We start from the raw sequence: 21,443 nt of genomic DNA on the forward strand, positions 1-21,443 counted from the left end.
GTGGTGCTCATTTTGCGATGAGCTCCACGCCTTGCGGAAGCGTGCCTTCGTGCTCAGATTCCACCACGAAAGCTAGCAGGATCTCGCGAAACGCCTGTGCCGCTCTGGCCGGCTCGACGTCCTTGCGGTGGGCCAGGGCGATCGTGCGGCTGAGCCCCGGCGGCGCGAGCGGCGTGCCCGACAGGCCGGGCCGCCCGTCGAGCACCATCGACGGCACCACGGCCACGCCCAGGCCCGCCTCCACGAACCGCAGCACCGCGTCCATCTCGCCGCCCTGCACCGCGAATCTCGGCTCGAACCCCGCCTGACGGCACGCCGCCAGCGTGGCATCGCGCAGGTCGTAGCCGCGCCGGAACATCACCATCTGCCGGCCGCGCAGGTCCTCGATGTGCAGGTATCGTCCGCGTGCCGCCTCGTGGGAGGGTGCGGCGACCACGAGGTTCTCCCTGAGGATCTCCTCCGTCACCAGGGCCGGGTCGTCGCTGTGCAGCGGCATGATGATCAGCGACAGGTCGAGCTGGCCGCGGGCCAGCGCCCTGACCAGGTCACGCGAGCCGCCCTCCTCCACCAGCAGCTCGATCCCCGGGTACGCGCGGTGGAAGCGGGCCAGCGCGTCGGCCAGCAGCCCCGCGCACAACGACGGCGTGGCGCCGAGCCGCACCCGGCCACGCCGGAGCCCCGCGAGCTCGGCCACCTCCTGCCGGGCGGTGTCGGCGTCGGCGAGGATCCGGCGCGCCAGCGGCAGCAGCGCCTCGCCCGCCGCGGTCAGCGTGACGTTGCCCCGGGCCCGGGAGAACAGCCGGGTGCCCAGATCGCTCTCCAGGGTCTTGATCTGCTTGCTGAGGGACGGCTGCGCGACCCGCATGCGCTCGGCCGCCTGCGTGAAGTGCCTGGTCTCCGCGACCGCGACGAAGTAGGCCAGTTGTTGCAGCTGCATGTGACATTCCTCGCATCGGCCGACCGTCCCCGGCGTGGGGCGACCGTACAGACCCGCATCATAGCCGGTGGCTATCGAAACGAGACCTTCGATGACTTGGACGGATCGTCGCTGCGTACATAGCGTCTGGAGACGTGACAGCCACGATAGAGCGCGGCGCCGCCACAGCGCCCGTCACCCCTCCCAGCACCAGGAAGCGCCGCAGAGCGCGCGGCTTCATGGGTTCCTCGAACGGCAAGAAAGCCGTCATGGCCGTCACGGGCGCCGTGATGGTGCTCTTCCTCGTCCTCCACATGCTCGGCAACCTCAAGATCTTCTTCGGCCGCGACTCGTTCAACGACTACGCGCACGCGCTGCGCACGCTGCTCGAGCCGCTCGCCCCCTACCGCTCGGTGCTGACGGTCGTGGAGATCGTGCTCGCCGCCTCCGTCGTCCTGCACATGTGGGCCGCGATCTCGCTGGCCCGGCGGGCCGGCAAGGCCAGGCCGGTGAAGTACGTCGCCAAGAAGTCGCAGGCGGGCGGCTACGCCACCCACATCATGCGGTTCGGCGGCCTGACGATCGCGCTGTACCTGGTCTGGCACCTGCTCGACCTGACCTTCGGCGTCGTCAACCCCAAGGGCTTCGACTCCGCCCCAGCCGACCGGATGGTCGCGGGCTTCGACGCCTCCCGATGGTGGGTGACGCTCATCTACGTCGTCGCCGTCGTCATGGTCGGCCTGCACCTGCGGCACGGCGTCTGGAGCGCGTTCCAGACCCTCGGCTGGGCCAACCGGGCCCGCAACAAGACGCTGCGCCTCGGGGCAGGGTTGCTGGCCGCCGTGCTGGTCATCGGTTTCCTCGCCCCGCCCCTCGCGATCACGTTCGGAGTTGTGCAATGAGGAGTGGTGAACGACCCATGGGCGCGTACACGGAGGGCTCCGAGATCCGGGACGCGAAGGCGCCTTCCGGACCCATCGAGGAGCGGTGGGAGAAGCGGAAGTTCAGCGCCAAGCTGGTCAACCCGGCCAACAAGCGCAAACTTCACGTGATCGTGGTGGGCACCGGCCTGGCGGGCGGCTCGGCCGCCGCGACGCTGGGCGAGCTGGGCTACAACGTCACCTCGTTCTGCTACCAGGACTCACCCCGACGCGCCCACTCCATCGCCGCGCAGGGCGGGATCAACGCCGCGAAGAACTACCGCGGCGACGGCGACAGCATCTACCGGCTCTTCTACGACACCGTGAAGGGCGGCGACTTCCGCGCACGCGAGTCGAACGTCTACCGCCTCGCCCAGGTCTCGGTGAACATCATCGACCAGGCCGTCGCGCAGGGCGTGCCGTTCGCCCGCGAGTACGGAGGCCTGCTCGACACCCGCTCGTTCGGCGGCGCCCAGGTCTCCCGTACGTTCTACGCCCGCGGCCAGACGGGCCAGCAGCTGCTGCTGGGCGCGTACCAGGCGCTGGAGCGGCAGGTCGCGGCCGGGACCGTCACCATGCACACCCGGCACGAGATGCTCGACCTGATCGTCTCCGAGGGGCGGGCCCGCGGCGTCATCGTGCGCGACATGGTGACCGGCGAGATCGAGCGCCACGTGGCCGACGCCGTGGTGCTGGCCACCGGCGGCTACGGCAACGTGTTCTTCCTGTCCACCAACGCCAAGGGCTGCAACACCACGGCGATCTGGCGGGCGCACGAGCGGGGCGCGTACTTCGCCAACCCCTGCTACACGCAGATCCACCCCACCTGCATCCCGGTCTCCGGCGAGTACCAGTCGAAGCTGACCCTGATGTCGGAGTCGCTGCGCAACGACGGCCGCGTCTGGGTGCCGCTGCGCAAGAACGACACGCGCGCCCCCGGTGACATCCCGGAGCAGGAGCGCGACTACTACCTTGAACGGATCTACCCCGCGTTCGGGAACCTCGTGCCCCGCGACATCGCCTCCAGGGCCGCCAAGAACGTCTGCGACGAGGGCCGCGGCGTCGGGCCCGGCGGGCTCGGCGTCTACCTGGACTTCCGCGACGCGATCGGCCGGCTCGGGCGCGACGCCGTGGAGAAGAAGTACGGCAACCTGTTCGAGATGTACGAGCGCATCACGGGCGAGAACCCGTACGACGTGCCGATGCGCATCTACCCCGCCGTGCACTACACGATGGGCGGGCTGTGGGTGGACTACGACCTGCAGTCCACGATCCCCGGCCTGTTCGTCATCGGGGAGGCCAACTTCTCCGACCACGGCGCCAACCGGCTCGGCGCGTCGGCGCTGATGCAGGGGCTCGCCGACGGATATTTCGTGCTTCCCACCACCATCGGTGACTATCTCGCGGACGGCCCGTACAACGACGTCGACGAGGAGGCCGTGGCCGCGGCCGAGATCAGGGTCCGCGACAAGATCGATCGGCTGCTGTCGGTGAACGGCACCCGCACCCCCGACTCCTTCCACCGCGAGCTGGGCAAGCTCATGTGGGACTACTGCGGCATGGAGCGCACGGAGGAGTCGCTGCGCAAGGCGCTGGAGCGCATCCCGGAGCTGCGCGCGGAGTTCTGGCAGAACGTCAAGGTGACCGGCACCGCCGAGGAGCTGAACCAGGTCCTGGAGAAGGCCGGCCGCGTCGCCGACTTCTTCGACCTCGCCGAGCTCATGTGCCTGGACGCCCTGGTCCGCACGGAGTCGTGCGGCGGCCACTTCCGCGCCGAGTCACAGGACTCCGACGGCGAGGCGCTGCGCGACGACGACCGCTTCGCGCACGTGTCGGCCTGGGAGCGCACCCCTGACGGGCCGGTGCTGCACAAGGAACCGCTCGAGTACGAGTACGTCAAGATGACCCAGCGGAGCTACAAGTGAGCGAGCGAAGCGAGCGAACCATCAGACGCAGCAACCTGTTCATGCCCGGGAATGGGCGACTGAGCGAAGCGAAGGAGCCCCGGGCGTGAACCTGACCTTGAAGGTCTGGCGGCAGAGCGGCCCCTCTGCCGACGGGCGGATGGTGACGTACCGGGTGGAGGACGTCTCCCCGGACATGTCCTTCCTGGAGATGCTGGACGTCCTGAACGAGCGCCTCATCCTGGAGGGCGACGACCCGATCGCCTTCGACCACGACTGCCGCGAGGGCATCTGCGGCATGTGCGGCATGGTGATCAACGGCGTGGCGCACGGCGAGCAGCGCGCCACGACGACGTGCCAGCTGCACATGCGCCACTTCGAGGACGGCGCCACGATCACCATCGAACCGTGGCGGGCGGCGCCGTTCCCGGTGGTGAAGGACCTGGTGGTGGACCGCAGCGCGTTCGACCGGATCATCCAGGCGGGCGGCTTCGTCTCCGTTCCCGCCGGTTCGGCGCCCGACGCCCACAGCATCCCCGTACGCAAGGAGGACGCGGACGACGCGTTCGACGCGGCGACGTGCATCGGCTGCGGGGCCTGTGTGGCCGCCTGCCCGAACGGCTCGGCCTCGCTGTTCACCGCCGCCAAGATCACTCACCTGAGCCTGCTTCCCCAGGGCCAGCCGGAACGTGTGTCCCGCGCCAAGGCCATGGTGGACCAGATGGACGCGGAGGGGTTCGGCGGCTGCACGAACACGGGGGAGTGCACGGCGGTCTGCCCCAAGGGCATCCCGCTGGACACGATCGCCCAGATGAACAGCGACTATCTCAAGGCCAACGCCAAGTAGCCCGCCGACCTCACCTCGGGGCGGCGAGGAAGTCCGTGATCAGGGCGGCGACCGCCTGCGGCTGCTCGGCGAGCAGGTCGTGGCCGGAGTCCAGCTCCCTGACCCGGATGTGGGCCGGCAGGGAGGCGAGGTCGCGGCGCACTCCTCTCCTGAACGCCGCCATCAGCTCGCCGCCCGGCATGGCCTGCGGGTCGCGGGTCGGGATCACGACCAGGGCGTCGCAGGTGACCTCGTGCAGCAGGGGGATCGTGTCGCGGAACTCCGGAGTGTGGCGCACCGCTTCGAGGAGTTCCGCGCCGGGCCGGGCGTGGACCTGCCCGTCCCTTTCGGCGAGAGCCCTGGCGGGGAACATGGGCCGGAGCTCTGCGGGCAGCGGCCGGCCCATGCTCGCGGACTGCTCGTCGAACACGGCCTTGAGGCTCGCCAGCTCCCGGTCCCTCGTCACGGGGTCCATCCCCGGGTAGTTGTCCGGGGAACTCTCGGCGGAGCGCAGCCCGTCGAGGTTGACGATCGCCGGGCATTCGGGATGTCGCCTGGCCCACAACACGGCGAGCATGCCGCCCAGCGAGTGACCGGCGACGGCCGGGTTGCCGAGGCCCAGGTGTGCCACCACCGCCTCGAGGTCGTCCAGCGCCCGCTCCCACTCCCACGGGCCGTCGCCGGACAGGCCGTGGCCCCGCAGGTCAGGCGCCACGGCTCGGTGGCCGGCGAGTTCGAGCCGGTCCCACGCCTCCAGCGTGCCGCCCAGGCCGTGGAGGAGGAGGACCGGCTCGCCGGGCCCGCCGTGGTCGCGTACGGCGAGGGGGATGTCGTGGTCAGTGATGGTGACGTCGTGCGGCATGACGCTCCTGAGGTTGGTTCAGCCGTTCGCGGATCGAGTGGGTGCTCACCCCGCCGTCGGGATGCCGGTCGAGCTTCGCGCGCTTGACCAGGTCGTGAACTCCCTGCCGGGTGATGCCGAGCATCGCGCCCGCCGTGGCGAACGGCACCGCCTCCTTGCCCGGATGGCCGGCGCGCCTGGCCACGGCCCTGCCGAAGGCGGTGCTCCACCACTCGTCGGGGGGATCGAACGGGCCGTCGCCGGGGAAGGCGGCCGCGATCAACCTCGCCGCCGTACGGACCGCGAGGCTCTCGTCGGGGCCCAGCAACTGGGCGGCCCACACCTCGGCCTCGATCCGCAGGCGGGCCCTGACCGGGTCCACCTGCTCGCCGGAGCCGAAGAGGATCTCCAGCGGATCGACGATCCGCCGCTCGACCAGCTCGACCAGCTCGCCTGCCAACGCCACGTGCTCGCGCGTACTCACTTGACGCACAATAGCAAGTACTTGCTCCTTTACGTCAAGTACTACGAAGGCGTCACCATCGGGTCTCGGCCACGCCGGCTGCGTGGACGTGCCGTGCCCGACCGATGACCAGGTGGAAGTGGCGCGCTGGTGCTCGGATGTGGAGCCCGTCGACCCGGACCGTCCGTCTGTCGGAGGCTGGCGCGTCGGACCAGGCGGGAAGCTCTGTCAGGCGGTCTGGCGGGACTCGTCGTTGGCGTTGGCGCGGATTTGCTGGATGCGCTGCTTGGTCAGGCCGAGCAGCTCTCCGATGTCGCCGTCGGACAGGCCCAGCTCGTGCATGTGCTTGACGCGTTTCTTCAGCGTGCGCGTGTAGTCTTCGGCGATCGCGGCGGCCTGGCGCTGGAGCGCGGCGAAGTCGTCGAGGTCCTGCTCGGACAGGCCGGGCAGCGCGTAGTGGAAGACGGGCGCGGGCGGCCGGTCGCGGTCGGCGAACAGGAACGGCAGCCCTTCGGTGACGTCGGCGTGCAGCTCCTTCAGCGTGCGCGCGGACATGCCGCCGGCCACGCCGTCCACCTGGGCCAGCCACAGGCTGCCCGCCAGAGTGATGTGAACGTCAACGCGGTCCGCGGTCATGAATCCTCCAGCCAGTGGTCGCCGAACAGGTGAGCGAGCCCCTGCTCGAGGGAGTCGACCAGATGGGGCGTCTCCCCGGGGTAGAGCGGGACGATCGCGCGGGCCGCGACGCGGCCCTCGGCGTCCCACAGCAGGAGGAAGCGCTGCCGCCTGGTCGTCTCCGCCCAGTCGCAGCGCAAGCCATGGGTGTGGGAGAGCCCGATGATCCGATCGCGGATGGCCGCGTAGTCGTCTCGTTCCACCACACGCGGCAGACTATATCCCTTGCCTACCACCGACAAGAGGCCTTGTCGCCGACATTGGCTATGGCGCGTTCCGGCCCCAGGCGCGCATGAAGGTGCGCACGGTGGCGCGGGCCAGGTCACGGAGCTCGGCGTCGCTGATCTGGCGGGTGCCCAGGCGGGAGCGGGCCTCCAGTGGGCCGAGGAGCAGGGCGAGGAACTGCTCGGCCGCGAGATCGGGATCGGCGGCGCGCAGGCGGCCGGAGAGTGCGAGCCGGGCCAGGCGGTCGGCCAGCGCCTGGGTGAGATGGTGAGGGCCGCTGCCGGTCACGACGTCGAGGATGTCAGGAAATCTCGTGATCTCGGAGTAGAGCAGCCGTTTCAACGCGCACGAACGTTCGTCGGTGTGCAGGCGGAGCAGCGCGTGCGCGACGCCCTCCAGCGCGCAGGCCAGATCGTCGCCCGGATCGGCCAGCGGCGCGAGCGCGCCGATCCGGGCATCGAGCGCGGCCTGCGAGGCGGCCTCCACGGCGTGCCGGAACAGCGTGGCCTTGTCGGTCATGTGGTTGTAGACCGTCGGTTTGGCCACGCCGGCCTCGTCCGCGATGTCCTGCACGCAGGCCTGCGCGTATCCCAGGCGGGCGAACACGGCGAACGCGCCGCCGAGGATCGCCTGGCGTTTGTCGATGCGCCCGCGTGTACTGGTGGCCATGCCGGTTATTGTACGCGCTGGTTCACTCCCGTGGACGTGCGGGTTGCATGCGAACAACTACGTTGAACCCATGAGTTCAATTACATCGGATGACCGGATGGATTCCCGGCTCCTCGGCATGATCGGCGTGATCCTGCTCGGTGGGCTGCTGGGCATCCTCAACAGCACGATGGCCGCCGTCGCCATCGACACCCTGGCCGTCGCCTTCGCCACCTCGCTCAGCACGGTCGGCTGGACGTCCACGGGCTTCCTGCTCGCGGTCACCGCCACCATCCCGTTCACCACCTGGGCCGTCGACCGGTTCGGCGGCAGGCGGCTCTGGCTGGCCGGGTTGTCGCTCTTCCTGGCCGGATCGTTGCTGGCCGGACTGGCCTGGAACGTCGGCAGCCTGATCGCCTTCCGGGTGCTCCAGGGGTTCGGGGCGGGACTGCTCGACCCGCTCGTGCTGATCCTGCTGGCCAGGGCCGCCGGGCCGCGCCGGGCCGGACGGGTGATGGGACTGATGGGCGTGGTGCTCTCGCTCGGGCCCGTGCTCGGGCCGATCGCGGGCGGCGCGGTGCTCGCCGGACTGTCGTGGCGGTGGATGTTCCTGCTCAGCGTGCCCGTCGGACTGGTCGCCCTGCTGCTGGCCGTACGGGTGGTCCCCGCCGACGAGCCGTCCCATGGGACCTTCGGCGTGTCGCCCGCCCGGCTGGACCTCGTGGGCCTGGCGCTGCTCGGGCCCGGATTCGCGGCCGTCGTCCTGGCGCTGTCGCAGACGGCCGAGCAGGGGTCGTTCGCCGCCTGGCAGGCGCTGCTGCCGCTGGCCACGGGCGTGCTGCTGCTGGCCGGCTATGCGGTGCACGCGCTGCGGGCGCGCCCGGCGGGTTCACCCGCCGGTTCGCTCATTGGGCGGAGGAAACCGCCGCTGATCGACCTGCGCCTGTTCGCCAACCGCGGGTTCACGGCCAGCGTCACGATCATGGGGCTCGGCGGGTTGTCCCTCTTCGGGGCGCTGTTCGCGCTGCCGCTGTACTACCAGCAGGCCCACGGGCACGGCGTGCTCGCCGCCGGGCTGCTGATGGCGCCGCTCGGGCTCGGCGGCTCCATCGCGATGCCGCTGGCCGGGTGGCTGTCGGACCGGATCGGCGCGCGCGGACTGGCCATCGCGGGCGCCGTCGTCGCCCTGCTCAGCGCGCTCTCCTTCACCCGGATGGGAGCCCACACGCCCGAGATCCGGCCGGCGCTGGCGGCGCTCACGCTCGGCCTGGGCAGCGGATGTTTCAGCGCGCCCACCATGAGCTCGCTCTATCGCACGCTGCCCGAGCCCATGGTGGCGCAGGGCAGCTCGGTGCTCTACATGCTCAACCAACTCGGCGCCGCGCTCGGCGTGGCGGTCGTCACGCTCGTCCTGCAGACCGCCGGGGACGTGATCGCCGGTTTCCACGGCATCTTCTGGCTCGTCGTGACCGTGCTGGTTATCGTGCTGGCGGTCATCCCGCTCCTGCCCGGCAGGCCGCCTGCGCAGGTCGTACAGAAGGAGGCGGTGAGAACCTGATGACGGAACACCTCGCGCCACGGCACCGGCAGGTTCTTGATGCGGACCACTTGTGTGGAATTGGCGTTCGTGGTGCCCCTGGCGTGGAACGCCGCACCCGGTGGACGGGTCACCAGCGCTCCACGAGGTGCTCGCGGCCGGCCGGCGGATCGTAGGGCTCCGGCCAGTAATCGGTGACGCGGATGATCAGCCCATGGGGCGAGACGTCGAACCAGACGCACGCGTCCAGCGGCTCATCGCCCACGCGAGCGTCGATCCACGCCGCCGCATGGAGACCGTCGGCGACGACGCGCCGCACCCGTAGGTGCCAGTCACCGGGATAATCCCTGTTGAACTGGAGAAAGGCCGGCTTCCCGCGGATGCGCTCGCGGGTCTGCGGCATCTCATACACCACGTCCTCATCGAGCAGGTCGCCGAGCGCCTGCCAATCCCGCCGCTCGGTGTTGTCGACGTAGGCCTGCACGGCACGCCGGGTTCTGGAGGTCTCGTCCACCCGCCGAACCCTACGTTCTGGCACCGACAGAAAGACGGCTCCCCGCCTGTCGCGCAGGCGGGGAGCCGGAGTCCGGTCAGCCCTTGTAGTTGAAGATCTGGCGCAACGTGTGCCGTACCTCCACCAGATCGGTCTGGTCCGCCATCACCTGGTCGATGGGCTTGTACGCCTCAGGGTGCTCGTCCACCAGTGCGGCGGCCCGGTCGGCGTTCCAGGTGCGGCCGCTCATGGCCGCGGTGAGCGAGCTCGCCGACAGCTCGCGCTTGGCCTTCGTGCGCGACATGCGGCGGCCCGCCCCGTGGGAGCACGAGGTGTACGACTCGGGGTTTCCGCGCCCGCGCACGATGTACGAGCGCGTGCCCATCGAGCCCGGGATCACGCCCTCGTCACCCCTGTCGGCCTTGATGGCGCCCTTGCGGGTGATCCACATCGACTTGCCGAAGTGGGTCTCCTGCTGGGTGAAGTTGTGGTGGCAGTTGATCGTGCGGACACGGCGGCCCTGGCCGACGACCCGGAACAGGGCGTTGATCAGGACCTTGTCCATCCGGGCACGCGAGGCCATCGCGTAGCGCTGGGCCCACAACATGTCCTCGATGTACGCGGTGAACTCCGGCGTGCTCTGGACGAAGTACGCCAGGTCCGGATCCTCCAGGCCGACCTCCTGCTTCCTCATCAGCTTCTTGGCGCCCGTGATGTGCAGCTGGGCGAGCTGGTTGCCGATGCCGCGCGAACCCGAGTGCAGCACCGTCCAGACGTGGTCGCGCTCGTCGAGGCAGACCTCGACGAAGTGGTTGCCGGAGCCGAGGGTGCCGAACTGGTCGGTCACCTTCTTCGTCTGCTTCGGGTTGAGATCGGTGTGGGGGAGCCCGAGGTCGCTGAGGGCGCGGTCGGTCGACGGGTCGTCGTGGCCCTTGCCGACGCCGGCGGGGATGCGGTGCTCCACCATGGGCATCAGGGCCGCGAGCGTGTCGGGCAGGTCCGCGGCCGTGAGCGTCGTCTCGGTGGCCACCATGCCGCAACCGATGTCGACGCCGACGGCGGCGGGAATGATCGCGTTCTCTGTGGGGATCACCGAGCCGACCGTCGCACCGATGCCGACGTGCGCGTCGGGCATGAGAGCGACGTGGCCGGAGACGAACGGCAGGCGGGCGGTGCGTGCGGCCTGCATGATCGCGCCTTCGTCGATCTCGCTGGCCCACGACAGCAGGTTCGGTGCGGGCTGGTTCGGCATGAAAGTTGCTCCTTACTGGTTCGTTGATCAGTTTGGCGGGGCCAGTAAGGATTTCCCACCCATTTTACCGGCTGCGGGTCACGCCGACCGTTCCAGGTTCACGTGGGCTGACATTCATGGCGGTTGTCTCCCTTTGTGGGAGAGCGCTCCCTTGTCGAGGTTCGGTGCGGGGTTCCGGGCGGTCATGGCCGGGTTACTGTTTCCTGTTCGGTGCGGCGCGGGAGAAGGGTCGCGCTCGGTGGGAGATGAGTCGTTCTCACTGCTAGAAGCGGCATATGGGGGTGTAAGAAGCGGTCTCGTGCGTGTCAGGTGGGTTTTCATCTGTTAACGAGCATCTTGACAGCAGCAGGAGAGGCGAGCACTCTCCCAATCAGGGAGCGCTCCCCGAACACCCCCCGCTTCGCACCCTGACGGAGACGTCGTGAGTCCACACCCCGACCCGTGGTCTTCGACCCGCCATCCCCCGCCCTCGCGACCGGCGGCGACCGGCCGGGAGCGCCCGACGCGGCCACGCCGTTCCCCGTCACGGATGCTCACCGACATCGTGCGCGTCCACCCATGACGCCCAAGGGAGCCGCCATGCTCGCCTCACGACTCTCAGCGCTGCTGACCCTGCTGATCGGCCTGGTCGCCGTCGTGCCCCGCCCGGCGGTGGCCGAGCCCGTACGGGTGGCGGAGTTCCTCGCCGACTGCCCGTTCAGCCACCGGCTGCCCGACGACCCGATCGTCTTCCCCGGCCTGCCGGGCGCCTCGCACATGCACAGCTTCTTCGGCAGCCGCGTCACCAACGCCCACACCCAGCTCAACGACCTGCTCAACGGCGCCACGAACTGCAACCCGGCCGTGGACAAGTCGTCGTACTGGGTGCCGACCCTCTACAGGGACGGCGCACCCGTGGAGCCGGCCATCGTCACGTTCTACTACCTCGGCGAGGGCGTGCGCGACGACATCGTCGCCAGGACCCAGCCGCTGCCCCTCGGGTTGCGGATCGTCGCGGGCAACGCCATGGCGACCGGGCCCGACCACACGACGATCTCCCGGTGGTCCTGCCTGCACGCCGGGCACGTCGGCGCGTCGAAGGACTTCGTCACCTGCCCGCCGGGGACGATGCTGGAGTCGTACCTGGACTTCCCGCAGTGCTGGAACGGGCGCGACCTCGACTCCGCCGACCACAAGAGCCACATGGCCTACCCGGTGGGCGGCGCCTGCCCGAGCACGCACCCCGTGCCGGTGCCCAAGCTGCGGCAGGTGATCCGTTACCCGGTGAGCGGCGACCCCTCGCACTTCCGGCTGGCGTCGGGTGGCGGTTTCACGATGCACGGTGACTTCTTCAACGCCTGGCCGGCGGCGGAGATGGAGCGCCGGGTGCGCGACTGCATCCGGCCGGTCATCAAGTGCGGGGCCGACGGGCGGCCGTCGTAACGTCTGCTTCTCGCCCGGGCGGGCCGTCACCGCCCGGGCCCTCCGGAGGTCGTACGCGTGTCACGGGTGCTCGGATTCCTGCTGCCGGCCGTCCTGCTGCTCGGCTGCTCGGCCGCTCCTGACCCCGTTCCTGTTCCTGCTCCTGTTCAGGCGCCCGCCTCCAGCGGCGCCTTCACCACCACGGACGTGGCCTGGCTGCAACTGGCCGAGGCCCTGCACACGCGGGCGCTGCCCCTCCTGGAGCTCGCGCGGGACCGCGCGGCCGACCGGCCGCTCGCCGGCCTGGCAGCCCGGCTCGGCGCGGAGCACGAGGGCGGGCGCGGCCGGCTGCGCGCCCTGCTCGCCCAGGCCCGGGTCGCCGGCGAGAACCCGCACGCCAGGCATGACATGCCCGGCATGCCCACCGCCGCCGACCTGACGGCGCTGTCCGGGCTGCGGGACGACGCGTTCGACCGGCGGTTCGTCACGTTGCTGCGGGCGTACCTGGAGCAGCTCGCGCTGGTGGCGAAGGGCGAGCAGAGCGCGGGCGGCGCGCGACAGGCCCGCGAGCTCGCCTCCGCCATGCGGCGCGACCACACCGCCCACCTGGCCGAGCTGGACAGGATCGCCGGACGCACGTGAGGCGCGGCTCGGTAGGTTGACCGGATGGAGCCAGGCGAACTGCTGGGGCAGGGCCGCAGCGCCGACGTGTACGCGATCGACGAGGTGCGGGTGCTGCGCCGCTACCGGGCGGGCATCGACGCGCGCCGGGAGGCCGCGGTCATGGACTACGTGGCGGGGCACGGTTATCCCGTCCCCCGCGTCCATCCGGGAGAGGGGCCGCCCGGCGACCTGGTGATGGAGCGGCTGACCGGGCCGACGATGTTACGGGCGATGCTCGACGGCGACCTGGGACTCGAGGCGGCGGGCGACGCTATCGCGCGGCTGCTCCTGCGCCTGCACCGGATCCCGGCCCGGCACTCGGCCGACCCCGATGCCCGGGTGCTCCACCTGGACCTGCACCCGGACAACGTCATGCTCACGGCCCGCGGACCGATCGTGATCGACTGGTCCAACACCGAGGAGGGCAGTCCGGAGGAGGACTGCGCCATGTCAGCGATGATCCTCGCGCAGGTCGCGGCCGACGCACGGGACGAGAGCGCGCCGGCGGCGCGGGTGGTGCTCGGCGCGCTGCTGGCCGGACTCGGCCCCGCGATGGGCTACGGCGACGCCCTCGACCGCGCCAAGGCCCGCCGGGGCGCGAACCCCACGATGACCACCAGGGAGCTGGAACTGCTCGACGCGGCGGCTGCCCTGGTGCGCGAGCTGGGCCTCACGGCCGCCAGGCGCCCCGCGCCGCCGTCTCGGTGACGTAGCTCTCGAACGGCTTCGGCGGCCGGTCGGTCACCTGGCTCACGACCTCGGTGACCGGCTGGTCGCCGAGGGCACGCAGGGCGGTGAACGCCTTGGCCGCACGGATGGCGTCGCCGGAGAAGCCCTGCGCCGCGATGTACTCCTCCTCGCCGCCCAGATAGATGATCTCGCGGCCGACCGCCCAGCCGATGATCTCCGCGGCCTCCCCGAACGACAGGGCGCGCGGCCCCGTGATCTCGTAGGAGTGCCCCGCGTGGCCGTCCCGCGTGAGGGCCGCGGCGGCGACGGCCGCGATGTCGCCGGCGTCGACGAACGCCTGGCGCACGGCGCCCATCGGCACCATCAGCTCGCCCGCCATGACCGCGGGCCGCAGGAAACCCTCGTCGAAGTTCTGGTCGAACCAGCTCGGCCGCAGGATCGTCCACCCGGCGCCGCTGTCGCGGACCGTGCGCTCCGCGGCCATCAGCCGCTCATCGCCCATGACCTCGATGCCGCCGCTGGACAGCAGCACGATCTGCTCGACCCCCTGATCCACTGCCAGCGACACGAACGCGGGGTCGATCGGGACTCCGTCGGGGGCCATGAGAAAGACCCTGGACACCCCTCTCACCGCGGGCTCCCACGTGCCGGGCCGCGCCCAGTCGAACGTGGTCTCACCGCCTCTGGAGGCTGCACGCACGGCGTGGCCGGCCGCGCGCAGCCGCTCCGCCACGCGCCGCCCGATGGTGCCTGTCGCTCCGAGGACGAGGATCACGAGCCGAGTCATGCCCCGAGTCAAGCAAAGGACACCGACAGAACCTGTCAAAGACGTCCGGCGGCCCGCTCGGTCCAGGCGGCCGTGGTGTCGATGCGCTCGCGCCACATCTTCTCGCCGCCGCCGCCGGGCTCCCAGCGGACGCAGAAGTCGAGCAGGTCACGGCAGCGGGCCAGCATCGCCGCGTGGCGCTCCGCCCAGCCGGGCACGGGCTCGCCGTAGGCGGAGAAGAACCGCGGCAGCAGCGGCACGTGCTCGGGGTGGTGCATCCGGACGATCCACTCGCACCAGGCGAGGTCCTCGACCGGCCGACCCGGATGGGCCCACTCCCAGTCGAGGATCGCGGTCGTCTCGAACGTGGCCGGGTGGAACAGCATGTTCTGCGGCCCGTAGTCGCCGTGGACGATGCCGAGCCTGTGGATGCGGGCCAGCATGCGGCCGCACTCGGCGAGCACCTCCGCGGCGCGGCCGTCGTCCAGGAGGTCCTGGCCGTGGGAGCCCTGGACCCAGCGGGTGGTCAGGCTCGTCGAGGTGACCTGGTGGACGCGGGGGACGGGAATGCGGCCGCGCAGGCGGCGCAGATATCTGCTCTCCGTGCTGAGCCTGAACGCCGCCTCGGGCCCCTGGTAGCACTTCACGACCAGGGCGCCGTCGCCGACCGTGCTGTTGGTGTACCCGTGCTTCACAAGGGTCGATTCTGGCGCACCGGGACCCGTGCCGGGTGCACCCGCGCACTATCGCCCGCGCTCGCGATACACGATGTAAGGACAGGGCAGACCGCCCAGCGGGGTGGAAGGAGCGCGCTCCGGGCGGCTGACCGGGAAAGGCGCGGACAGCACAATCCCGGCCACGGTGGGCACCATGTAAAGAGTGTCCGCCTGGGTCGTCGCCGCACGCCCTCACGTCGTCACAGGAAAGCGAGAATCTGTTACACAGAGTGCATGTCCGAACTTCGTGCAGGCCAGGTGCGGAACCTGGTGCTGGCCACGGTGGCCTTCGCGGTGACGTTCTGGGCGTGGAACCTCATCGGTCCGCTGTCCGGGAGCTACAGCAGGCAGCTGCGGTTGTCGCAGACGCAGCTCTCGCTGCTGGTGGCGATCCCCGTGGTGGTCGGCTCGCTGGGGCGGATCCCGGTGGGGATGCTGGCCGACCGGTTCGGAGGCCGGCGCATGTTCGCGGTCGTCTGCTTCGTCTCGATCGTGCCCGTCCTGTTCACCGGCTGGTCCACGTCGTACGGCTGGCTGCTGTTCTGGGGACTCCTGCTGGGCATCCCCGGCACGTCGTTCGCGATCGGCATCCCCTTCGTCAACGCATGGTACGAACCCGCCCGCCGGGGTTTCGCCACCGGCGTGTTCGGGGCCGGCATGGGCGGCACGGCGCTGTCGGCGTTCTGCACGCCGGTCCTGGTGGAGACGTTCGGGCGGCCTTTCACGCACGTGCTGATGGCGGCGGCGCTCGCGGTGACGGGTCTCGTCATGCTGGGCGCGAGCCGCGACTCGCCGCGCTGGTCGCCCGCGACCGCCCCCGCGTGGCCCCGGATCAGGAAGGCCATGGCGCTCAAGGCGACCTGGCAGTCGGCCTTCCTGTACGCGGTGGCCTTCGGCGGGTTCGTGGCCTTCTCGACGTACCTGCCGACCCTGCTGCAGAACGTGTACCGCTTCGCCCAGACCGGCGCGGGGCTGCGTACGGCCGGGTTCTCGATCGCGGCGGTGCTGGCCCGGCCGCTCGGCGGCACGCTCTCCGACCGGATCGGCCCGGTCAAGGTCCTGCTCATCGCTTTCGGCGGCACCACGGTCATGGCGCTCGTACTGGCGCTGGAGCCGCCGGCCGAGCTGCCCGCAGGGGCGAGCTTCGTGTTCATGGCGCTCTTCCTCGGACTCGGGACGGGCGGCGTGTTCGCGCTCGTCGCGAAGCTGGTCGAGGCGTCCAGGGTGGGGACGGTGACCGGGCTCGTCGGCGCGGCCGGAGGGCTCGGCGGCTATTTCCCGCCGCTCGTCATGGGGGCGGTCTACGCCGCCACCGGGGCGTACACGGTCGGCTTCGCGTTGCTCGCGCTCACGGCGCTGGTGACGCTGGCGTACACGATGCGGGCCTTCAAGGGCCTCCAGGGGCGCTAGCGCAACCGCCGCACCGGCCCCGTCACTCGTCGACCGCGACCACGGACCCGAACCGGGACATGTCCGGTGATCAGATGGTGCCGGCCACCCTGCGCACCGGCCGCCACACCCGCGCTGGAGGCTCGACGCCATCCTCAGGGCGGCGGCGGACCTGCGCATCGCCCACGGGGTGAAGGCTGAGGTGACGCCAGAGCTTCTGCCGGTTTCGTCGGGGTTGTCCGGCGCCGCCGTCGGGACCCGGCCGTCCAGGGGAACGTTCCAGCAGGTCGAAAACCGTTTGCCGGGCCGCCTCGCGCCTTGTCAAGGTTGTCAGGCTATGCGCTCCCTTCCTGAGGCCGATCCTGGCGTGCCCGACATCCGCAGCCCGCTGCGCTATTTGTGGTGGACTGCGCGCAGGCAGTGGCCGTCTCTCCTGCCGGGCATCGGCTTCGCGACCCTGTGGTGGCTGGTGCAGGCCCTGATGCCGGCCGTGCTCGGCAGGGGCATCGACGCCGTCACCGCCAAGGACACCCGGGCGCTGCTGCTCTGGGCGGGTGTCCTGCTGGCGCTCGGGCTGCTGCAGGCCTACACCGGGCTGATGCGCCACCGGATGGCCGTGCACACCTGGCTGTCGGCCGCCTACCGCACCGTGCAGGTGACCGCCAGGCAGGCCGCCAGGCTCGGCGCGACGCTGCCCAAGCGGCTGTCCACCGGCGAGGTCGTCAGCGTCGGCAACTCCGACATCGCCCACATCGGCAACTCCATGGACATCCTGCTGCGCGGCATCGGCTCCATCGTGGCGATCGTCACCGTCACCGTGATCCTCATCTCGACCTCGCTGCCGCTCGGCCTGCTCGTGTTGTTCGGCGTGCCGATCATGGCCCTCGCCGTCTCGCCGCTGCTGCGCCCCCTGCACCGGCGGCAGCTCAGGCACCGCGAGCTGGTCGGCGACCTGTCCACCAGGGCGAGCGACATCGTGGCCGGGCTGCGGGTGCTGCGCGGCATCGGCGGCGAGCACGTGTTCGCCGGCCGTTACCGCGAGGAGTCGCAGCTCGTCCGCCAGGCGGGCGTCGGCGTGGCCAGGGTCGAGTCGGTGCTCGAAGGCGCCCAGATCGTGCTGCCCGGCCTGCTCATCGCCATCGTGACCGGCGTCGGCGCCTCGTTCGCCGTCGCCGGCGAGATCCCCACCGGCCAGCTCGTTTCCTTCTATCTCTACGCGGTCTTCCTCATCGGCCCCCTGCGCACCCTCACCGAGGCCGCCGACAAGCTCACCAAGGGCCACGTCGCCGCCGGTCGCGTGATCCGCATCCTGTCGATCGAGCCCGAGGTCGCCGGCGGCGCCGGGAGCAGCCCCGGTGGCGTGCTGCGCGACTCCTACAGCGGCGTCACCCTCCAGCCCTGCTCGCTGACCGCCATCGCCGCGAGCTCGCCCGACGACGCCGCCGCCATCGCCGACCGGCTCGGCCGCTACGCCGACGGCGACGTCACCTTCGGCGCGGCAGACCTGGCCGACCTGCCCATCGCCGAGGTCCGCGAGCGCATCCTCGTCGCCGACAACAGCGCCCGCCTGTTCACCGGGCGCCTGCGCGACGAGCTCGACGTGCGCGGCGGCGCCACCGACGCGCAGCTGCGCGAGGCACTCCACGCGGCCTGCGCCGACGACATCGTCGAGGCCCTGCCCGACGGGCTCGACACGGTCGTGGCCGAGGCCGGTCGTGAGTTCTCCGGCGGGCAGCAGCAGCGGCTGCGCCTGGTCAGGGCGCTGCTGGCCGACCCCGAGGTGCTCATCCTGGTCGAGCCCACCAGCGCCGTCGACGCCCACAGCGAGGCCCGTATCGCCGGCCGGCTGGCCAAGGCCCGCGCCGGCCGCACCACGCTGATCTGCACGACCAGCCCGCTGGTGCTCGACCGCACCGACCACGTCATCTACGTCGAGGACGGCAGGGTGCTGGCCGAGGGCGCACACCGCCAGCTGCTCGACAGCACGCCCGCCTACGCCGCGACCGTGACCCGCGGGGAGGACTGACCCATGGCCCGCGAGATCCTTCCGGTCGCCGACGCCAAACAGGTGCGCGCCTACGCCAGGCGGCTGACCCTGCGCTATCCGCGCGAGCTCACGCTCGCCCTCCTCCTGCACGGTCTGGCCGCCGTGGCCGGGCTGGCCGTGCCGTGGCAGCTCGGCAGGCTGGTGCAGGACGTGCAGTATGGAGCCGAGGTCGACGTCGTCGTCGTGGCCGCCGCCATCGGGGGGTTCCTGCTGCTGCAGGGTGTCCTCGTGCGCTATGCCGTGCTGGCCTCCGCCAGGCTCGGCGAGAAGGTGCTGGCCGAGCTGCGCGAGGAGTTCGTCGACCGGGTGCTCGGGCTGCCGCTGTCCACGGTCGAGCGGGCCGGCGCCGGCGACCTGATCACCAGGACCTCCCGTGACGTCGACGCCCTGTCGCGCACCGTGCGGCACGCCGTGCCCGAGACGCTCATCGCGTCCGTCACCTTCGTGATCACCGTGGGCGCCCTGCTCCTGGTCAGCCCGCTGCTCATGCTGCCCATGCTGATCGCCGGCCCGGTGTTGTGGATCTCCACCCGGTGGTATCTGAAGCGGGCGCGCGACGGCTATCTCCGTGAGAACGCCGCCTACGCCGACCTCACCGAAGGGCTGGCCGAGACCGTCGAAGGCGCCAGGGCGGTGGAGGCGCTCGGGCTGCAGGAGCGGCGCAGGGCCCGCACCGACGACGACATCGCGCGATCGTACGCCGCCGAACGCTACACGCTGCACCTGCGCACCGTGTGGTTCCCCGCCGTCGAGCTGGGCTATGTGCTGCCGGTCGTGGCCACACTGCTGGTCGGCGGCCTCTTCTACACCAACGGCTGGGTGGCGCTCGCCCAGGTGACGACCGCGACGCTCTATGCCCAGCAGCTCATCGACCCGCTCGACAGGTTTCTCATGTGGATCGACGAGCTGCAGGTGGGCGGAGCTTCCATGGCGCGTCTGCTCGGCGTGGCCAACGTGCCCGACGACCGGGTGGCCTCCGCGTCGTCGTCGCCCTCCGGCGAGCTGCTGGAGGCGTCGGACGTGCGTTATGCCTACCGTGAGGGCCGCGACGTGCTGCACGGCGTGTCGCTGACCGTCCAGCCGGGGGAGCGGCTGGCCATGGTCGGGCCGTCGGGCGCCGGGAAGTCCACGCTCGGGCGGTTGCTGGCCGGCATCCACGGACCGCGCGCCGGCGCGGTGGCCGTGGGCGGGGTGCCGCTGGTCGAGCTGCCGCTCGACGACCTGCGCGGCCACGTCGCGCTCGTCACCCAGGAACATCACGTGTTCAAGGGCACGGTGCGCGACAACCTGGTGATCGCCCGCTCCGACGCCGACGACCAGGCTGTGAGGAAGGCGCTCGAAGCGGTGGACGCGCTCGAGTGGGTGCTGGAGCTGCCCGCCGGCCTGGAGACGCACGTGGGATCCGGCGGGCTGGCCGTCTCGCCCGCGCAGGCGCAGCAGCTCGCCCTGGCCCGGCTCGTGCTCGCCGACCCGCACACCCTGGTGCTGGACGAGGCCACCTCCCTCATCGACCCACGCGCCGCCAGACACCTGGAACGCTCGCTGGCCGCCGTGCTCGACGGGCGGACGGTCATCGCGATCGCCCACCGGCTCTACACGGCGCACGACGCGGACCGGGTGGCCGTCGTGGAGGACGGGCGGATCAGCGAGCTGGGCTCCCACGACGAGCTGGTGGCGGCGGGCGGCTCCTACGCGGCCCTCTGGACCAGCTGGCACGGCACCTCCTCCTCCGCTCGCCAATGACACCGCTTGCCCACGAGGGCGGGACGGAATCTCCGGAGGGATCCCGTCAGCATCGTGCGGACTTGGCGGGGACGGTGCGGTCGGTGAAGTAGCGGTTGATGTGGTCGCGGGCGCACTCGTTGAAGCCATAGAGCGTGTGGCCGGGCCCGTCGTGATGGATGACGGCGCTGCCCGAGACCGGGGACAGTGCCCGCGCCACCGCGTCGGACTCGCCCCACGCTCCTGCCCCGAGCAGGGGCGGCAGGCCCTTGGGGAGAGGGGCGGGTTTGTTGGTCACGGGGACCGGCCAGCCGATGCAGCCCAGCATCGCCGTGGACAGGGTGTTGGCGGTGCCCGCGTTGGGGGCGATCTTGCGCAGGCGGGCTTGGGTGGCGGCCATCTCCTCACGGTCGGCGAAGCGGGGCCAGTCGGTGCACTCCGTGACGCCCGTGGCCTGGTCGGGGTAGCGGGCGCCGCGAGCGGGCACGAAGCCGGACGCGTCGCCCCTGGCGGCCTTGCGGATCGTCTGGGCCAGGTCAGGCCAGGCCGGCTTGCCCTGCCGGGCCCTGCTGATGGCGAAGGACTGCAGGTCGCGGCCGTTGTAGGCGACATTGGCCGTCGTGGTGGGGACGGGGGTGCGCTCGGCTCTGGCGATCAGCGCCCGCCAGCGGCCGGGGACGTCGGAGCAGCCGTTGGCCTTGCACCAGGTGAAGAAGCGCTGCAGGAAGCGCTCGTTGGTCTTGGCCGACTCCTCCAGCTCGCGTTTCCAGCTCGCGGTGCTGTGGTTGATCGTGCCGTCGAGGACCATCGTGCGGATGCGGCCGGGGAAGAGGCGGGCATATGCCTGGCCGTAGATGCCCGCGTAGGAGGCGCCGTAGAAGTTGAGCCGGGCATCGCCGAGGAACTTCCTGATGGCCTCCATGTCGCTGGCGTGGTCGGCGGAGCTCATGTGGGCGAACAGCTCGGGGTCCTTGAGCCGGCAGGCCTCGGCGTAGCCGCGGTTGGTGTCGGACAGCCGGCCGAAGGCGGCGTCGTCTTCCGGGTCGTCGGGGAGGGGGACGCGGGTCCAGGCGCACTGCAGGCCGGTGCTGAGGCCTTGGAACTGCTCGCCGTAGCCCCGGGTGTCCCACGTGACGATGTCCATACGCTCGCGGAGCTTGGCCCACCAGCCGGGATTGGCCTGGGTCAGGGCGATGCCGGGGCCGCCAGGGCCGCCGTAGGCCACCAGCACCGAGCCCTCCGAGGCGCCGGTGGCCTTGAGCCGCCCCAGCTTCAGGGTGATCGTGCGGCCGTCGGGTTTGCTCCAGTCGGCCGGGACCCGAAGGTCCGCGCAGACCCGCAGAGGGCGG

The 21,443-nt window shown here is 71.0% G+C and carries 21 protein-coding genes; 10 read left to right on the top strand and 11 right to left on the bottom strand.

Annotated features, from left to right (window positions below; translation table 11 throughout):
* Positions 1-7: 7 nt before the first annotated feature.
* Positions 8-937 (bottom strand): LysR family transcriptional regulator, encoded by a 930-nt coding sequence (locus tag ACTWPV_RS16035; protein WP_443152353.1) that lies wholly within the window; start codon positions 935-937, stop codon positions 8-10.
* Between the two features lie 134 nt (positions 938-1,071).
* On the opposite strand from ACTWPV_RS16035, the gene ACTWPV_RS16040 reads away from it, so the two are divergent.
* The 3 genes from ACTWPV_RS16040 to ACTWPV_RS16050 all read left to right on the top strand — a co-directional run bounded on the left by ACTWPV_RS16040 (position 1,072) and on the right by ACTWPV_RS16050 (position 4,587).
* Positions 1,072-1,818, top strand: coding sequence for a succinate dehydrogenase cytochrome b subunit (locus ACTWPV_RS16040; RefSeq protein ID WP_443152354.1), 747 nt, complete (start codon positions 1,072-1,074; stop codon positions 1,816-1,818).
* A gap of 17 nt (positions 1,819-1,835) precedes the next feature.
* Positions 1,836-3,761, top strand: a complete 1,926-nt coding sequence (locus tag ACTWPV_RS16045) for a fumarate reductase/succinate dehydrogenase flavoprotein subunit (protein WP_443152355.1) — start codon at positions 1,836-1,838, stop codon at positions 3,759-3,761.
* Between the two features lie 85 nt (positions 3,762-3,846).
* The gene (locus ACTWPV_RS16050; RefSeq protein WP_443152356.1) at positions 3,847-4,587 is read left to right on the top strand and encodes a succinate dehydrogenase/fumarate reductase iron-sulfur subunit; all 741 of its coding nucleotides are present in this window, start codon (positions 3,847-3,849) and stop codon (positions 4,585-4,587) included.
* 10 nt (positions 4,588-4,597) lie between these two features.
* On the opposite strand, the gene ACTWPV_RS16055 is transcribed toward ACTWPV_RS16050, so the two are convergent.
* The 5 genes from ACTWPV_RS16055 to ACTWPV_RS16075 form a co-directional block, all read right to left on the bottom strand.
* A complete protein-coding gene (locus ACTWPV_RS16055) occupies positions 4,598-5,428 on the bottom strand; it encodes an alpha/beta fold hydrolase (RefSeq protein WP_443152357.1) in 831 nt (276 codons plus the stop codon).
* Positions 5,403-5,891: a hypothetical protein gene (locus tag ACTWPV_RS16060; RefSeq protein WP_347646340.1), complete on the bottom strand. Its 489-nt coding sequence runs from the start codon at positions 5,889-5,891 to the stop codon at positions 5,403-5,405. Before ACTWPV_RS16060 ends, ACTWPV_RS16055 begins: the two co-directional genes overlap by 26 nt.
* Positions 5,892-6,098: 207 nt before the next feature.
* Positions 6,099-6,506, bottom strand: coding sequence for a hypothetical protein (locus ACTWPV_RS16065; protein WP_347646341.1), 408 nt, complete (start codon positions 6,504-6,506; stop codon positions 6,099-6,101).
* A complete protein-coding gene (locus ACTWPV_RS16070) occupies positions 6,503-6,751 on the bottom strand; it encodes a hypothetical protein (RefSeq protein ID WP_347623248.1) in 249 nt (82 codons plus the stop codon). Before ACTWPV_RS16070 ends, ACTWPV_RS16065 begins: the two co-directional genes overlap by 4 nt.
* A 58-nt stretch (positions 6,752-6,809) precedes the next feature.
* The gene (locus ACTWPV_RS16075; RefSeq protein WP_443152358.1) at positions 6,810-7,439 is read right to left on the bottom strand and encodes a TetR/AcrR family transcriptional regulator; all 630 of its coding nucleotides are present in this window, start codon (positions 7,437-7,439) and stop codon (positions 6,810-6,812) included.
* Positions 7,440-7,536: 97 nt separating this feature from the next.
* On the opposite strand from ACTWPV_RS16075, the gene ACTWPV_RS16080 reads away from it, so the two are divergent.
* Complete coding sequence (locus ACTWPV_RS16080; RefSeq protein WP_443152359.1) at positions 7,537-8,976, top strand: DHA2 family efflux MFS transporter permease subunit; 1,440 nt, start codon at positions 7,537-7,539, stop codon at positions 8,974-8,976.
* Between the two features lie 109 nt (positions 8,977-9,085).
* Here the strand turns inward: ACTWPV_RS16080 and ACTWPV_RS16085 are convergent, their stop codons facing one another.
* Positions 9,086-9,469 (bottom strand): nuclear transport factor 2 family protein, encoded by a 384-nt coding sequence (locus ACTWPV_RS16085; RefSeq protein WP_443152360.1) that lies wholly within the window; start codon positions 9,467-9,469, stop codon positions 9,086-9,088.
* Positions 9,470-9,545: 76 nt separating this feature from the next.
* Positions 9,546-10,700 (bottom strand): RtcB family protein, encoded by a 1,155-nt coding sequence (locus ACTWPV_RS16090; protein ID WP_443152361.1) that lies wholly within the window; start codon positions 10,698-10,700, stop codon positions 9,546-9,548.
* Between the two features lie 579 nt (positions 10,701-11,279).
* Between ACTWPV_RS16090 and ACTWPV_RS16095 the strand changes: the two genes are divergently transcribed.
* Genes ACTWPV_RS16095 through ACTWPV_RS16105 form a run of 3 tightly spaced genes read left to right on the top strand, consistent with a single transcriptional unit; the run spans position 11,280 to position 13,472 of the window.
* Entirely contained in the window at positions 11,280-12,122 is an 843-nt protein-coding gene (locus ACTWPV_RS16095; RefSeq protein ID WP_347646346.1) for a DUF1996 domain-containing protein, read from the top strand.
* A 57-nt stretch (positions 12,123-12,179) separates the two neighbouring features.
* Entirely contained in the window at positions 12,180-12,743 is a 564-nt protein-coding gene (locus ACTWPV_RS16100; protein WP_443152362.1) for a DUF305 domain-containing protein, read from the top strand.
* Positions 12,744-12,767: 24 nt separating this feature from the next.
* Positions 12,768-13,472, top strand: coding sequence for a phosphotransferase (locus tag ACTWPV_RS16105; RefSeq protein WP_443152363.1), 705 nt, complete (start codon positions 12,768-12,770; stop codon positions 13,470-13,472).
* Here ACTWPV_RS16105 and ACTWPV_RS16110 read toward each other — a convergent pair.
* Positions 13,435-14,241, bottom strand: coding sequence for an SDR family oxidoreductase (locus tag ACTWPV_RS16110; RefSeq protein WP_443152364.1), 807 nt, complete (start codon positions 14,239-14,241; stop codon positions 13,435-13,437). The two genes, ACTWPV_RS16105 and ACTWPV_RS16110, sit on opposite strands and share 38 nt — an antisense overlap.
* Before the next feature lie 35 nt (positions 14,242-14,276).
* Entirely contained in the window at positions 14,277-14,915 is a 639-nt protein-coding gene (locus ACTWPV_RS16115; protein WP_443152365.1) for a phosphotransferase, read from the bottom strand.
* 255 nt (positions 14,916-15,170) lie between these two features.
* On the opposite strand from ACTWPV_RS16115, the gene ACTWPV_RS16120 reads away from it, so the two are divergent.
* From ACTWPV_RS16120 to ACTWPV_RS16130, 3 genes are all read left to right on the top strand, one after another.
* Positions 15,171-16,346, top strand: coding sequence for an MFS transporter (locus ACTWPV_RS16120; RefSeq protein ID WP_443152366.1), 1,176 nt, complete (start codon positions 15,171-15,173; stop codon positions 16,344-16,346).
* A 316-nt stretch (positions 16,347-16,662) separates the two neighbouring features.
* Positions 16,663-18,351, top strand: a complete 1,689-nt coding sequence (locus ACTWPV_RS16125) for an ABC transporter ATP-binding protein (RefSeq protein WP_443152367.1) — start codon at positions 16,663-16,665, stop codon at positions 18,349-18,351.
* Positions 18,352-18,354: 3 nt separating this feature from the next.
* Positions 18,355-20,115, top strand: coding sequence for an ABC transporter ATP-binding protein (locus ACTWPV_RS16130; protein ID WP_443152368.1), 1,761 nt, complete (start codon positions 18,355-18,357; stop codon positions 20,113-20,115).
* Between the two features lie 46 nt (positions 20,116-20,161).
* Here the strand turns inward: ACTWPV_RS16130 and ACTWPV_RS16135 are convergent, their stop codons facing one another.
* Positions 20,162-21,325: an alpha/beta fold hydrolase gene (locus ACTWPV_RS16135; protein ID WP_443152369.1), complete on the bottom strand. Its 1,164-nt coding sequence runs from the start codon at positions 21,323-21,325 to the stop codon at positions 20,162-20,164.
* Positions 21,326-21,443: the final 118 nt, after the last annotated feature.

Origin of the sequence: Nonomuraea sp. KM88, assembly GCF_052245635.1 — a bacterium.
GTDB lineage: Bacteria > Actinomycetota > Actinomycetes > Streptosporangiales > Streptosporangiaceae > Nonomuraea.

Coding starts and splice junctions, on each gene's coding strand:
- ACTWPV_RS16130 (WP_443152368.1), top strand. CDS start 18,355: ATGGCCCGCGAGATCCTTCCGGTCGCCGACGCCAAACAGGTGCGCGCC.
- ACTWPV_RS16035 (WP_443152353.1), bottom strand. CDS start 937: ATGCAGCTGCAACAACTGGCCTACTTCGTCGCGGTCGCGGAGACCAGG.
- ACTWPV_RS16045 (WP_443152355.1), top strand. CDS start 1,836: ATGGGCGCGTACACGGAGGGCTCCGAGATCCGGGACGCGAAGGCGCCT.
- ACTWPV_RS16105 (WP_443152363.1), top strand. CDS start 12,768: ATGGAGCCAGGCGAACTGCTGGGGCAGGGCCGCAGCGCCGACGTGTAC.
- ACTWPV_RS16055 (WP_443152357.1), bottom strand. CDS start 5,428: ATGCCGCACGACGTCACCATCACTGACCACGACATCCCCCTCGCCGTA.
- ACTWPV_RS16075 (WP_443152358.1), bottom strand. CDS start 7,439: ATGGCCACCAGTACACGCGGGCGCATCGACAAACGCCAGGCGATCCTC.
- ACTWPV_RS16065 (WP_347646341.1), bottom strand. CDS start 6,506: ATGACCGCGGACCGCGTTGACGTTCACATCACTCTGGCGGGCAGCCTG.
- ACTWPV_RS16120 (WP_443152366.1), top strand. CDS start 15,171: ATGTCCGAACTTCGTGCAGGCCAGGTGCGGAACCTGGTGCTGGCCACG.
- ACTWPV_RS16110 (WP_443152364.1), bottom strand. CDS start 14,241: ATGACTCGGCTCGTGATCCTCGTCCTCGGAGCGACAGGCACCATCGGG.
- ACTWPV_RS16080 (WP_443152359.1), top strand. CDS start 7,537: ATGGATTCCCGGCTCCTCGGCATGATCGGCGTGATCCTGCTCGGTGGG.
- ACTWPV_RS16090 (WP_443152361.1), bottom strand. CDS start 10,700: ATGCCGAACCAGCCCGCACCGAACCTGCTGTCGTGGGCCAGCGAGATC.
- ACTWPV_RS16125 (WP_443152367.1), top strand. CDS start 16,663: ATGCGCTCCCTTCCTGAGGCCGATCCTGGCGTGCCCGACATCCGCAGC.
- ACTWPV_RS16095 (WP_347646346.1), top strand. CDS start 11,280: ATGCTCGCCTCACGACTCTCAGCGCTGCTGACCCTGCTGATCGGCCTG.